The 12579-nt window shown below is 47.9% G+C and carries 12 protein-coding genes; 8 read left to right on the forward strand and 4 right to left on the reverse strand.

Annotated elements, in window-relative coordinates:
* Positions 1-123 precede the first annotated feature (123 nt).
* Complete coding sequence (locus tag ACOJS8_RS00210) at positions 124-1014, forward strand: sterol desaturase family protein (protein ID WP_420146515.1); 891 nt, start codon at positions 124-126, stop codon at positions 1012-1014.
* A gap of 16 nt (positions 1015-1030) precedes the next feature.
* Here ACOJS8_RS00210 and ACOJS8_RS00215 read toward each other — a convergent pair whose 3' ends face one another.
* Positions 1031-2359 carry a TolC family protein gene (locus ACOJS8_RS00215; RefSeq protein ID WP_420146516.1) on the reverse strand — a complete coding sequence of 443 codons (1329 nt, stop codon included), beginning with the start codon at positions 2357-2359 and terminating at the stop codon, positions 1031-1033.
* Positions 2360-2586: 227 nt separating this feature from the next.
* On the opposite strand from ACOJS8_RS00215, the gene ACOJS8_RS00220 reads away from it, so the two are divergent.
* The 5 genes from ACOJS8_RS00220 to ACOJS8_RS00240 all read left to right on the forward strand — a co-directional run bounded on the left by ACOJS8_RS00220 (position 2587) and on the right by ACOJS8_RS00240 (position 7069).
* Positions 2587-3267, forward strand: a complete 681-nt coding sequence (locus ACOJS8_RS00220; RefSeq protein ID WP_420146517.1) for a response regulator transcription factor — start codon at positions 2587-2589, stop codon at positions 3265-3267.
* A complete protein-coding gene (locus tag ACOJS8_RS00225; protein WP_420146518.1) occupies positions 3206-4711 on the forward strand; it encodes a carbohydrate porin in 1506 nt (501 codons plus the stop codon). Before ACOJS8_RS00220 ends, ACOJS8_RS00225 begins: the two co-directional genes overlap by 62 nt.
* Positions 4712-4760: 49 nt before the next feature.
* Positions 4761-5462, forward strand: a complete 702-nt coding sequence (locus ACOJS8_RS00230; protein ID WP_420146519.1) for a hypothetical protein — start codon at positions 4761-4763, stop codon at positions 5460-5462.
* A 105-nt stretch (positions 5463-5567) separates the two neighbouring features.
* Positions 5568-6425, forward strand: coding sequence for a chromate resistance protein ChrB domain-containing protein (locus ACOJS8_RS00235; RefSeq protein WP_420146520.1), 858 nt, complete (start codon positions 5568-5570; stop codon positions 6423-6425).
* Positions 6426-6484: 59 nt separating this feature from the next.
* Positions 6485-7069, forward strand: coding sequence for a hypothetical protein (locus tag ACOJS8_RS00240; protein ID WP_420146521.1), 585 nt, complete (start codon positions 6485-6487; stop codon positions 7067-7069).
* Between the two features lie 94 nt (positions 7070-7163).
* Here ACOJS8_RS00240 and ACOJS8_RS00245 read toward each other — a convergent pair whose 3' ends face one another.
* The gene (locus ACOJS8_RS00245; RefSeq protein WP_420146522.1) at positions 7164-7460 is read right to left on the reverse strand and encodes a GNAT family N-acetyltransferase; all 297 of its coding nucleotides are present in this window, start codon (positions 7458-7460) and stop codon (positions 7164-7166) included.
* A 104-nt stretch (positions 7461-7564) separates the two neighbouring features.
* Between ACOJS8_RS00245 and ACOJS8_RS00250 the strand changes: the two genes are divergently transcribed.
* Together ACOJS8_RS00250 and ACOJS8_RS00255 are read left to right on the forward strand one after the other, a co-directional pair.
* On the forward strand, positions 7565-8530 hold the full coding sequence (locus ACOJS8_RS00250; RefSeq protein ID WP_420146523.1) for a helix-turn-helix transcriptional regulator: 966 nt from the start codon (positions 7565-7567) through the stop codon (positions 8528-8530).
* 208 nt (positions 8531-8738) lie between these two features.
* On the forward strand, positions 8739-9116 hold the full coding sequence (locus tag ACOJS8_RS00255) for a VOC family protein (RefSeq protein WP_420146524.1): 378 nt from the start codon (positions 8739-8741) through the stop codon (positions 9114-9116).
* 43 nt (positions 9117-9159) lie between these two features.
* Here ACOJS8_RS00255 and ACOJS8_RS00260 read toward each other — a convergent pair whose 3' ends face one another.
* Entirely contained in the window at positions 9160-10368 is a 1209-nt protein-coding gene (locus ACOJS8_RS00260) for an acyl-CoA dehydrogenase family protein (RefSeq protein WP_420146525.1), read from the reverse strand.
* 212 nt (positions 10369-10580) lie between these two features.
* Positions 10581-12293, reverse strand: a complete 1713-nt coding sequence (locus tag ACOJS8_RS00265) for a hypothetical protein (protein ID WP_420146526.1) — start codon at positions 12291-12293, stop codon at positions 10581-10583.
* Between the last annotated feature and the right edge of the window lie 286 nt (positions 12294-12579).

The raw sequence follows: 12579 nt of genomic DNA on the forward strand, positions 1-12579 counted from the left end.
GTACATGGAGAAAACTCTCTGTACTTTGCACCGCAACGGCGGACCGTTTTGTGTGTAATCTGACTTTCTGCTTATTGAAACCTTGTTCGCAATAACGTAACTTGCATAAAAATCAGAAATAATATGAGGGATCTGATTCAGTACGCGATTCCTGGCTTTGTAGTCCTATTAGCTATTGAAGTGTTAATAACGGCAAAGCAACAGAAAGATTATTACGATGTTAAAGACACAGCCAGCAGCCTGGCTATGGGTATTGGCAACGTAATCATTGGCTTCGTCGGAAAAGCCATCGTTTTCGGGGCTTATTCTCTCGTCTATCAATTTCGCGTATTTACCATTGACATGACTCAATGGTGGGCGTGGGTAATTCTGTTTTTTGCCGATGATTTCAGCTATTACTGGTTCCATCGAATCAGCCACAGCAGTCGATATTTCTGGGCATCTCACGTAGTGCACCATTCATCGATGAAGTATAATCTGGGCACCGCACTACGTCAGACCTGGACAGGAAATATTAGTGGTGCGTTTATCTTCTGGATATGGATGCCACTCGTTGGTTTCTCCCCACTGGCAATTATGACGATGCAGTCGATTAGTTTACTGTATCAGTTCTGGATTCATACAGAGCTAATTGATAAGTTGCCGGGTCCAATTGAGTTTATCTTCAACACGCCCTCTCATCATCGCGTCCACCACGGCTCTGACCTGGATTACCTGGACAAAAATCATGCGGGCATTCTTATCATCTGGGATCGACTATTCGGTACGTTTGAACCAGAGCGAAATCGACCAACGTATGGCCTGACGACTAACGTCAATTCTCACAATCCAATACGTATTGCTTTTCACGAATGGACCGCCATCGGACAGGATATTCGACGGGCGGGTTCGATTCGTAATGCACTGGGCTATATTTTTGGTCCACCGGGCTGGAGCCATGACGGTTCGCGTAAGACAACAAAACAATTACGTCAAAAGCCATCTGTAACTGAACCGGCAGTCCCCATTAGTTGAATCATAGTTTAACAGCCTAGTAGAACCGCGTATTGGTTGTAAAATTTAACAGTTGCTGCGTGTTATAGATATTATTCAGCAACGTAATGTTGTTCAGTTGTGCCTGCTGATACGTCCGGATCTTGTCCAGATAATCCAGCAAACCAATGGTGCGGGCGTTGTAGGCTTTCGTAGCTTCTATAGAGATGTTCTGGATCCGGTCCAGATACCCTTCGGGGCGAGCGTTCAACTGCTGATAATACGTAGTGAGCTTATCATAGGCATTCAGCACATCACTCTGAACCACTGTCTGCTGATTTTCCAAACCACTGGTTACACTTTTCAACGTAGTTTCGGCAGCCCGGATAGCTCCCTGATTTCGGTTGCGGACTGGCAAATCCATTGATGCCTGAAACCCTAAAAAATTCGCATAGGCATTTCCGTATTTTTCAAACAATATACCCGTAGTCAGGTCAGGAGTGCGACGTGCCTTTTCCAGCGCAAGGCTGCGTTGCGCGTTATTGATTTGTTCCTGCGAAATACTAATGTCAGGTCGGTTGGCCTGCGCCGAATCGAGGGCCACTGACAACTGCGGAAGGGTCGTCTTCAGATCAGGCAATTCGGTGGGTAGAATAAATGTCCTGGCTGGCTGACGCAACAATACACGTAACGTAGCCTGCTCGTCAGCCACTTGCGTATGAATATTGGCACTATTTGCCTGAAGATCATGAATCGCTACCTCAAGTCGGGTTACTTCATAAGGCGCTACGCCCCCGGAGCGGAGTGCAATCCGATACGATTCGATTAATCGCTGCTGTCGAACCAGCTCATCGTCGAACAGACGTAACGTTTGCAGGTCGTAATACAGGTTAGCGTAAGTCGTGTAAAGCTGATAGTGCAAGGTTCGCATAATGTCGCGAAAAGCTAATTGTGCCAGCGATTTATTGCTTTCAGCCAGAGCGACTAGTTTGCTACGTTTCCCAGCCAGTTGAATGACCTGCTGAAGTTGTACAGCATAGTATCCGCTGTTAAATACGCCCGCATCGATATCTGCCTGCGAAGGGCGCCCGAACGGAAGTACTTTATGCGTCTGCGGATTATAGAGGTTTCCCTGAAACCAGAGATTCGGGTTCGGTCGCAGCCCCGCCTGCGTGATCGACGCATCAGACAGGTCGATCTGGTAGCGTTGAGCAAGTAATTGAAAATTACGCTCCAGAAATTGCTGCTCAAGTTGTGGCAAACTCTGGCGAATTGTATCAGCAGCGGGAATCGTCGCTGGCGTTTGTGCGGACAACGGTGAGCACAAACTCAGACAGACGAGCAAAATACCTGTACTCCCAAAAAGAAGCGAACGAAAACGAAACATGAGCTTGATGCGGAATAAGCTTAAAATGCGCTTGATTGGGCAGCAAGTAGTCGCTTCGCTGTTAAGGCGTGGTTAAAGAATTATTAATTCTTTCTTAAAAACCGATACGTATTAATCAAGGGAATAAGACCGTCTCTAATTTTAAACAAGTTTTAACCAAACTTTAAAGCCGATTTAAAGTGACCGTAACACTTTTGGCCTAAATAAATTCAATTGGCTATCGGCACATGAAAATATTACTGATCCAAAGTGACACGGCCTATCTTGGCTCTCTATATCGAACTCTGCTTGAACGTCAGTACGTGTTACGAGTAGCAACCGATGGCTATACGGGTCTTTCTATGGCGATGCACGCTCGATTCGATCTAATTTTAGTAGATACCGAATTACCCCGCATGAACGGATTTGATGTGATTCGACGGTTACGTCAGGAAAACGATTCAACGCCGGTTATGCTCACATCAAACCAGAAAAGCCCAGCTGATACGGCACGAGGTCTTTATGCTGGAGCAGACGATTACGTAGTGCAAACCTGCGACTCGGACGAGTTGCTGGCACGTATTTATGCGCTACACCGCCGAAGAACAGGCGGTTTCAATGCCCCCACGATTCTAAGTATCGACAATCTTGAACTAAACGTTGCCGAAAAAGCGGCCTATCGCGCCAGTAAGCGCATTAGTTTAACCGCTCGGGAGTTTCAATTACTCACGTATCTGGTTGAAAACGCAGGGCGCGTGGTAACGAAAGCGCAGATTCTTGAAAAAGTCTGGGAGAGCAGTGCGGCCTGCAACACCAATAAAGTAGAAGTGTATATTAACTTTTTACGTAAAAAAATTGACCGGGGTTATGACCGGAAACTCATCCACACAGCGATGGGCGTCGGCTATCTACTGCGATCAGGCGTATAACCTAACACGCTGCCCGTTCTTCTGTTTATTGTATTACATGCTACACGACAAAGATTTGATACGTTGGTTCAGTCTGTTTTTCTTCCTTTCAACCGCGTCGGTTCAGGCTCAACAAGACAATGACAATAACTACCTTGACTCGCTAAAAAACTGGAGTCTCCATTTTCAATTCACCACCATTGCACAGAGCCACGCACGCTTCAACGGTGCGGGCTATAACGGCCTGAATACGCTAAGCGACCAACCTGATACGGCCCTTTCGGTTACCACAACTCTTTTTCTGGGCCGTCGTTTGTGGCGCGGAGCTGCTGTTTACGTAAACCCTGAGCTGGCCGGTGGGCGGGGTGTTGGCCACCGCAACAGTCAGTCGCCCAATGATGAAAGTCTTTACGCACCGGCTGTAGGCATCGCCGGATTTCCAAACGGCGAAACGTTTCGAATTGGCAGCGCCCGACCCGCTTTGTATATCGCCCGGTTTTATATTGAACAGATTATTCCGCTGGGCAGAAGTGGCTCCAAAGATGCTCAATCAGGAGTGAATCAGGTAGAAGAGCCCATTCCGTCATCCAGAATTGTTCTAACGGCTGGAAAAATCTCCATTGCCGATATGTTCGACAACAATACGTATGCGCACGATCCGCGCAGTCAGTTTTTCAACTGGTCGCTGATGAACATGGGCGCCTGGGATTATCCGGCCAATACGCGTGGGTATACGTGGAGTTTTGTGGCCGAATACATTCGACCGACCTACGCGGTTCGGGCAGCGGCTTCACTCATGCCGATCAGAGCCAACGGCAACGTACTGGACTGGAACATCAACAAAGCCAATGCCTTAACCCTCGAACTCGAACATAATTTCAACTTACTACGTCTGCCCGGCACGGTTCGATTGCTGGCGTTCCGGAACGTAACGAAAGCCCCCACGTACGCATTTGCAACTCAATTATTGCAAACCGGCGTCTACCCTTCCGACCCGCCTTATATCCTGACCGGAACAAACTACGGTGGTGTTAAATATGGGTTTGGCCTGAATGTTGAGCAACCACTTGGTGAAATGGGTGGCATCTTCGGACGAATCAGTTGGAACAATGGAAAGACCGCTACGTGGGCCTTTACAGAAATTGATCGTAGTTTCACACTGGGCGCCTATATTGGCGGTAGTCGATGGCACCGTACAGAAGATGCCGTAGGTGTAGCTGTAGCCCAAAACGGTATATCGTCGCAACATGCTGCTTTTCTGAATGCGGGCGGTTCGGGGTTTATGCTGGGCGATGGAAGCCTGCCAAATTATAAACCCGAGAATATTATTGAGCTGTTTTATAAAGCCCGTTTAGCTCATACGCTTTATTTAACACTTGATTATCAACTGGTTCAGCATCCCGCTTACAATAGTGATCGTGGCTCCGTAAATTTGTTCGCACTACGTACCCACGTTGAATTCTAAACGGACTGTCTCCATAACCAAAAATTGGTTTTCTGGTTAGTAGAGCATTATGATTGCGGTTGGTCTTTTTACACTTCTATTATTAAATCCCCGGCTCGATTCAATCCCGTCGACCGATACGGTTTCCTTTGCGCATTCCAAAATCAGGCCTGCCTTTAACCTTGATTTTCGAAATTCATTCCTTGAAAACCAACGTATTAACGTGTGGGGTGTTAATGCAGGCATTACGTACGGCCAAAAGCGCCATCAAATCACATTAGGCTATTACTGGATCAGCTACGCTACGTATCTAAAGCTTATAGACTGGCGACGCGATGCCGCCCAACGTATCAATCTGGATTACTATACGCGTACAGACATGTGGTTTATGAGTCTGATGTATTGGCGGAATATCACAAACAATAAGAAATGGCTAGTCAGTGTTCCGATTGAAGTGGGGGGCGGAGTGGCCTACGCTTTACCAACTAGTTTACAACGGGAAGTCCCCATCGATCGCACCAAACAAAGTTTCCTGGTTCCGTTGCAGTTGGGGATTTATGGGCAATGGCGAGCCACCCGGTGGGTTGGCCTTAGCGCACAACTTGGCTACCGGGTGGTAGTGTTCAGAACGGCGATTGACCAAAATTTCAACGGCAGCTATTACAGCGTTGGCATATCGATTTATCCGACCCTGGCTACCGACATCTGGCGATGGGTGAAAACAGGGGATCGTATTTCGCCCGTTCATGCACCCAAACCCAGAAAAAAATAAAGAAAGTAACAACGGATTTTTCACAATGAGCTTAACGAGTTGACCAACGCCAGGCCATCACCATTTTATATCGTCAATCAGAGGCATTTACAGTAAGTTCGTGGCATGAACTGGATCACTAGAGAACACCCCAAAATAGATCGGCTAGCCTGTCCCTGGCTCATCAAACGATTCATTGATCCGCAGGCCGCCGTTTTTTTTGTGGCTGAAGATCAGGTGCTTCAGCAGGCAAAAAATCTGGATGCAATTCCCTTTGATATCCCCGGCGTTGAATACACGCATTATGAGGACCGGTGCACCTTCGATTACTTTCTCCAGAAACACAAGCTGACTGATCCAGCATTACAGGCAATGGCGCCCATTATTCGCGGAGCAGACACTGACAACCATTCGATAGCAGCCCAATCAGCAGGTCTGTGGGCCATCTCGGCGGGGCTGGCCTTTAATAGTACCGATGATCAGCAATTATTGACACAAGGTCTGATCATTTACGATGCGCTCTACAGTTGGGCTAAACACCTGCAAACCGCCAGGCATACCCAAACGCCTACCGAACGACTTCTGTTACAGGTGTTACACACGTATCTCAAACCAACCGGCAACCGAAAGCCCCCCGCCTGGGTTAAGGGCCTGAAAGAAGCCATTCAGGATCAGATGGATACTAACCTGACGCTTTCATTAACCGAGTTGGCGCAAAGTCTGGATGTTAACCCAGCTTATGTTTCGCGCACTTTTGCCCGTTATTTTGATGACTTATCTTTTGGGGAATATATCCGGAAGCTACGCATCGAGAAAGCACTGCAATTGCTGGAAACAACCCCCTATACCCTGACCGAAATCGCTTACCTGACTGGTTTCTCGGATCAAAGTCATTTCACCCGCATTTTTAAACAACAGATGGGGCAAAATCCCTCTGAATACCGAAAAAACCGGCAAAAAAGTAAACCAGATACAAACGAGTAGAATCCGTTCTATTTGGCAGCTGACCGAATGCATATTCTTGCAAAAAGGCTATACATTCGATGAACAAAACTTACTACTTCTTCCCAGCCGCGTCTTTCCGGAAGCCGACGAATCTAAAAACTGGCTTCTTACTGCTATCCGTTATCGCGCTGTTAACTCTATCAGCCAAAGTATACGCTCAAACGTCACCAGCAACAGCGCCTGTCGCGCCGGTGTATCCGCGTATGGCTGGTTATCTGGGCGTGTTACACCCGCTCGTTACCTGGAATGAAACTGGTAGGGAAACTAATTTTGATCGCTACTACGTAGTAGGTTTTCCCATAGGTCTAAATCTTTGGAAGACCCCAAAACTGGGTTTCTCGGTAGAAATCGTCCCGACTATCCGTGCCGAAAATGGAACTAGCCGGGTCGCCAACGTACTGTTTCATCCGGGTATATTAATCAATCTTGGGCATGACTTTACGCTAGCCAGCCGACTGGCCTTTGAAACATCGGGGCGGTACGGATTTACGCCCGTACTCAACAAAATCGTCCGTAAAGGCCCAACCAACAGCTATTTTGTTGCCGTGCCGCTTCCTGTGCGTTTTGGCAATGATCATGCGGCCTCGTTCACCCTGGGCTTGCAAATGGGTATCGTCTTTTAAGCCGTGATCAATATAGGACACGGCTTAAAAATTGCACTGATTTTCAGCATGATTCAAGCGTAACGACCGAGTGTGGCTGATTTATTCTTACTACTCAGAAATCATTCACATTATAAAGCGTGGATACTACCCGGTTCCATTCAGGATGGCGTTTAAGATACGCTGAAACAAACGGGCACAGCGGTACTATTTTCAGGCCATTCTGCTCAACATACTCCAGCACGCTTACAACCAGCTTAGACCCAATTCCTTTTCCTTCCAGACTCGGATCGACTTCGGTATGGGTAAGAGCCAGAGTATCATCGTCGACACGCCGATACTCAATGATAGAAAGTTTCCCCTCGGTTTCTGCTTCGAACCGGCGCTGATGCGTGTTATTACGGATATCCATAGGAATTAATTTCTTAAGAACGTACTGACTCATCTACGTAAAAAAGACCTTACTCGTTCAACAGAAAGGTTGTATTTTGCGATACGTATCACGCTCATCCACCTATGAACCGCCTTGATCGTCTTACTGCCATTCTGATTCATCTGCAAACCAAACGAGTGGTTCGGGCTCAGGAGCTGGCCGATCGCTTTGGCATCAGCCTTCGCACCGTTTATCGGGACGTTCGCTCGCTGGAAGAAGCAGGCGTGCCAATTGGAGCCGAAGCCGGTGTCGGTTATTTTCTGACGGATTACCACCTGCCCCCCGTTATGTTTACCAGTGCCGAAGCGAATGCGCTGCTCATGGGAAGTAAACTCATTGAACGATGGACAGATCAGTCGGTACGTACTGAATTTGATTCGGCGCTATATAAAATAAAATCCGTCCTGAAACGCTCGGACCAGGAGCGTTTAGATGATCTGGACGCCCATATTAACGTAGCAAGATACACGTATCGGCAACCCTACTCCGACGGATTACTGACGCACATTCAGCATGCCATTGCGCAGAACCACGTACTCCAGCTCCAGTATCATTCGCAGTACAACGATGCGGAAACCCAGCGCGAAGTTGAACCGGTTGGGCTTCACCACTATCGGATGGGTTGGCATTTGATTGCCTTTTGCCGCACCCGTCAGGATTACCGCGATTTCCGGGTTGACCGCATACGGCGGCTCATCGACACAGGTCAGCGGTTCTCCCGCCCGGAACGGTTGTCCTTACAGGAATATCTGAACCGAATTGGAGCGGATTGGCCACTGGTTGAAGCGACTATTGTCTTTCCAAAATCCGTTACGCGCTACATGCACGAACAAAGGCATGCCTACGGCTTTCAGAGCGAAGAGGATTTAGGGGATTATTTGAGGATGTTTTTTCAAACGCCTTATCTGGAAGGACTCGCTCGCTGGCTACTTATGTACGGCAAGTCTGTGGTTATTGAACAGCCTGAAGAGCTACGTAATATCATGCAATCGCTGGCCGATGAACTTCAATCGCACTATTCCGCTCACCCTCTCATAAGTGTGGTATGACCTTGCTCATAGCTCATCATAAATCACCATTTCTACTGACATACTGTTGTCAGCAGGGGCGTTGATCTTTGTGACAGACAAGCCAATCTTTATGCACCGTGACTTGATCGATTATCAATCCTTCGAACATAGGAAAGGTTGATCGCGCGCTGATGGTATTGGTTGCTCATCATTTAGCCGTACTTAGTCAATAAAAAACGCTATCGTTATGAAATTAAACGCAGGCATTATCACCCAGAAGTTAGCCGAAACCAAAGCATTCTACTGCAACGTACTGAATTTCGGCGTTACGTTCGAAAACGATTTTTATCTGCTGCTGCACACACCTGACCAGCAGGCAGAAGTAAGCTTTCTGCTACCTGACCACCCCTCACAACAGCCACTTTTCCAACCTGAATTTGCTGGCAAAGGCGTTTATCTTACCATTGAAGTAGCAGATGTTGATGAAGAATACGACCGTATACAAAAATTAGGAGTACCTATCGCCATCGACCTGCGTGATGAACCCTGGGGCGACCGGCATTTTGCGCTGGTAGATCCCAACGGCATCGGTATCGATGTGGTTACGTATCAGGCGAATGATTAATGATCGGCTCGTTAAATGATTGAATAACTGAGCAGTTATTCAATCATTTAAAAGCGGGCATTCCTGTAATCTCTGCGCCCAAAATAAGAAGCTGAATATCGTGCGTACCTTCATACGTACTGACCGACTCAAGGTTCATTATATGGCGCATAATTGGATACTCGCCCGATATACCCATAGCCCCAAGAATTTGACGGGCATGAGAAGCGACTCGCTGCGCCATTTCGACGTTGTTACGTTTAGCCAGCGAAATCTGTGCATTCGTTGCCTTATCATCATTTTTGAGCGTACCGAGCCGCCAGCATAGTAGTTGCGCCTGCGTAATGTCGGTAAGCATTTCGGCCAGCTTCTTCTGAACCAGTTGGTAACTGGCAATTGGTCTGTTGAACTGAATTCGTTCGAGTGCGTAGCGCCGGGCCACTTCGTAGCATTCCATGGCAGCGCCCAGTGCACCCCAACAGATGCCATAGCGAGCCTGTTCCAGGCATTTCAGCGCACTCTTCAGACCGTACGCTTCGGGGAGGATGTTTTCTTTTGGCACCTGCACGTCCTGAAAGACCAGTTCACCAGTACTACTAGTTCGTAGTGACCATTTATTTTTGATCTCGCTGGTCGAAAATCCTTCCATTCCGCGCTCGATAATTAACCCACGGATTTTGCCCTGGTCGTTACGCGCCCAGACAATAGCAATATCGGCGATGGGCGCATTCGTAATCCAGAGTTTCGAACCGTTCAGCAAATAATAATCGCTACGTTCGATGAAGTTGGTTTCCATGCTACCGGGATCAGAGCCATGATTCGCTTCCGTCAGCCCGAAGCATCCCAGCATCTCGCCTTTTGCCAGCCGAGGCAGGTATTTTTTCCGTTGCTCTTCCGTACCAAACGTATAGATCGGGTACATGACCAGCGAGCTCTGAACGGATACGCATGAACGCATACCCGAATCGCCCCGTTCGATCTCCTGCGTCATCAGTCCATAGGAAATCTGATCAAGCCCTCCCCCACCATACTCGGTTGGAATAGTAGCGCCAAATACGCCGATCTGACCGAATTTCGGAACAAGTTGCATCGGAAATTCAGCGCGTTGGGCATATTCTTCGACGATGGGCGTTATTTCGCGTTTGACAAAGTTGCGCACAGCCGACCGAACCAGCTTATGCTCGGCGGTCAGCAGATCGTCAATACAATAGAAATCAGGCGATTCAAATGAATCTACCTTGTTCCGGAGCGGAGTCAGGGTTGTGGCTTGCATACTGCATCAACTTCAAATAAAGCGGCTTGTTACCAAAAAGTTAGATTTTTAATAAAATACTGAAGATTAGTCCTAGGCCATTTTACAGTTTGATAGAATCGCGTTATTTTCTGTCCTGAGCGCCCTGATTAAGGCTTTTTGATGATTAATCTGTCCTATCACAGGTATTATAAACATTTAACCCTACGTGCGGAAATGTTTTGGGTCTCTACTTAATACCGCCAGCTTTTCAGATCTGCGCCCGCCGGATGGCTGGCTTCGATACGTTTCAGGATTTTCTCGACATACAGGGTGTTGTAACGCAATCGGCTAATGTAATTGGGCTGTGTTGGATCGCCATTCCAGCAATGTTCGGCGCGATCGCCATAGGCCACCTCGCTATTGGCGGCCGGGCTTTTGACGTGTTGAAGGAAGTCCTCCATCAGGTAAACCGCGTTGTTGAGGTAATAATTATCCATGTCGCCACAATAGATATGGATTTTGCCCGTCACCTTCGGGCCGAGGGTTTTCCAGTCACGACGAAGAATGTGCATCAGATCATAATGCTCCCGCCAGTACGTAGCAACGGTACTATCAATCTCACCCGTTAACTTATTCCAGATCCGTTTCGGATAACCATCTTTGCCAACTGGCGAATACACGGCTTCCCAGATGTCGAACTGGTCGCCCGAACGGGAATGGGTCCCCAATACTAACTCGCGGTGATTTGACTCCTCCGTGGTGCATTTTACCTGGCCGAGGTAATTCCGCTGACCGGGCCGGGGAGTTCGCCGGAAAGGACCTTCGGTGTAGTACGCATTCTTGTCTTTGTAAAGGTTAAAATTAGTATACGCATCGAACGTAATGGGATCAGGGCAAGCGGCAAAGCAACCGTTAAATTCGTCGGGATATAAAACCTGAACGGCCAACGCTTCCCAACCGCCCGTGCTGCCGCCATACGTAAAGCGTGCCCATCCCTGTCCAATGCCACGGAATCGTTTCTCAATTTCGGGCAGGAGTTCGTACATAATGGCGTCGCCGTAAGGCCCCAGATTTTCGGAGTTAACGGCGTAAGAATCATCGTAATACGGGTTGGCGTGCTGAATCTCCACAATCAGCATTCGCGGAAAATCCTTGCTTGTCCATTTTTTGTAGAAGTCGTACGCTTCCTGCGCCACAATTTTTTTATAGCCATGAATATGAAACCGCTCAACGTAGTCGGTCGTATCCATATTGGCAGGCGGTGGCGTTTCGCTGAAACCGTCGAGATCCGCTGGAAAATGGCCGTGATTAATGCAGATCGGATACCGTGCTTCGGGATGTTCATCGAATCCTGCCGGAATCAGTACGTGCGCACCCAGGTACATTGGTCGTCCCCAGAATTTGGTCAGTCGTTCGCTCTGGATTTTGATGTGCTTGATAAACTTCGTGTCTTTCGGTTCAGCAATCGGGGGATTCACCTGATCCATTGCAACGGCAAACGTTTGTTTAGCTCCACTACGTAGCGTGATTTTCTGCGGCTTGCTAAACAGATTTCCCGGAGCCGTACGCCAGTTTTGCCCCTCTCCCCGATCCATCGGCAGTTTCACGGTATGTCCATCGCTCCGTTTGAAGGTTTCATATTTGTGCAGAACGGCCTGGACGTAATAGTCGCCAGTTGGTAGATCGTTCAAACTCTTTTTGGGATAGCCAAAGACGCTGGCATCGAACGTAGCGGGTTGACCAGGCTTTAGCTCATTAATATCGACACCAAAAATTTGCGCCGTCTCAACAGCATCGCTCACCTGCTGGCGCGGTTCTATTTTAGCCGTTTTAGCCAAAATGAGCAATATCCGTCCATCAAGCGGCTGAGCAGACTTCGTAGCAGGGAACGTAACGGAAAAGGTTGTTTGAGCATACGCTACGTTCGTCAGTACACCCAGAATGAGAAGTAATACGTATTTCATGGATCGATCAGGTTGATATACAGCAGGTAAGATACTGAATTTATAAACAGTCGACCGTTCTGTTTTCAACATAAAGCAAACAAGAACAGCCACACCTGTGCGGAGTGGCTGTTCTTAATCTTAATAAAGTGCTAACCGTTTAACGCCGAATTAATTTTACAATCCGGGTTTGCGTTGGCGTTGCAACACGTAGTAGATAGGTACCGACTGATTCGCCCAACCGAATCGTCCGGGTTTCAACGGCTGCGGCCTGCTCAATCTGCAAAGTGTTGATAGGACGTCCCTG

Source organism: Spirosoma sp. (assembly GCF_048594605.1).
In the GTDB taxonomy this organism is placed as follows: Bacteria; Bacteroidota; Bacteroidia; order Cytophagales; family Spirosomataceae; genus Spirosoma.

What these genes read in the sequence shown, in the direction of transcription:
- ACOJS8_RS00210 (WP_420146515.1), top strand. Translation starts at nt 124, where the DNA reads ATGAGGGATCTGATTCAGTACGCGATTCCTGGCTTTGTAGTCCTATTA.
- ACOJS8_RS00215 (WP_420146516.1), bottom strand. Translation starts at nt 2,359, where the DNA reads ATGTTTCGTTTTCGTTCGCTTCTTTTTGGGAGTACAGGTATTTTGCTC.
- ACOJS8_RS00220 (WP_420146517.1), top strand. Translation starts at nt 2,587, where the DNA reads ATGAAAATATTACTGATCCAAAGTGACACGGCCTATCTTGGCTCTCTA.
- ACOJS8_RS00225 (WP_420146518.1), top strand. Translation starts at nt 3,206, where the DNA reads ATGACCGGAAACTCATCCACACAGCGATGGGCGTCGGCTATCTACTGC.
- ACOJS8_RS00230 (WP_420146519.1), top strand. Translation starts at nt 4,761, where the DNA reads ATGATTGCGGTTGGTCTTTTTACACTTCTATTATTAAATCCCCGGCTC.
- ACOJS8_RS00235 (WP_420146520.1), top strand. Translation starts at nt 5,568, where the DNA reads ATGAACTGGATCACTAGAGAACACCCCAAAATAGATCGGCTAGCCTGT.
- ACOJS8_RS00240 (WP_420146521.1), top strand. Translation starts at nt 6,485, where the DNA reads ATGAACAAAACTTACTACTTCTTCCCAGCCGCGTCTTTCCGGAAGCCG.
- ACOJS8_RS00245 (WP_420146522.1), bottom strand. Translation starts at nt 7,460, where the DNA reads ATGGATATCCGTAATAACACGCATCAGCGCCGGTTCGAAGCAGAAACC.
- ACOJS8_RS00250 (WP_420146523.1), top strand. Translation starts at nt 7,565, where the DNA reads ATGAACCGCCTTGATCGTCTTACTGCCATTCTGATTCATCTGCAAACC.
- ACOJS8_RS00255 (WP_420146524.1), top strand. Translation starts at nt 8,739, where the DNA reads ATGAAATTAAACGCAGGCATTATCACCCAGAAGTTAGCCGAAACCAAA.
- ACOJS8_RS00260 (WP_420146525.1), bottom strand. Translation starts at nt 10,368, where the DNA reads ATGCAAGCCACAACCCTGACTCCGCTCCGGAACAAGGTAGATTCATTT.
- ACOJS8_RS00265 (WP_420146526.1), bottom strand. Translation starts at nt 12,293, where the DNA reads ATGAAATACGTATTACTTCTCATTCTGGGTGTACTGACGAACGTAGCG.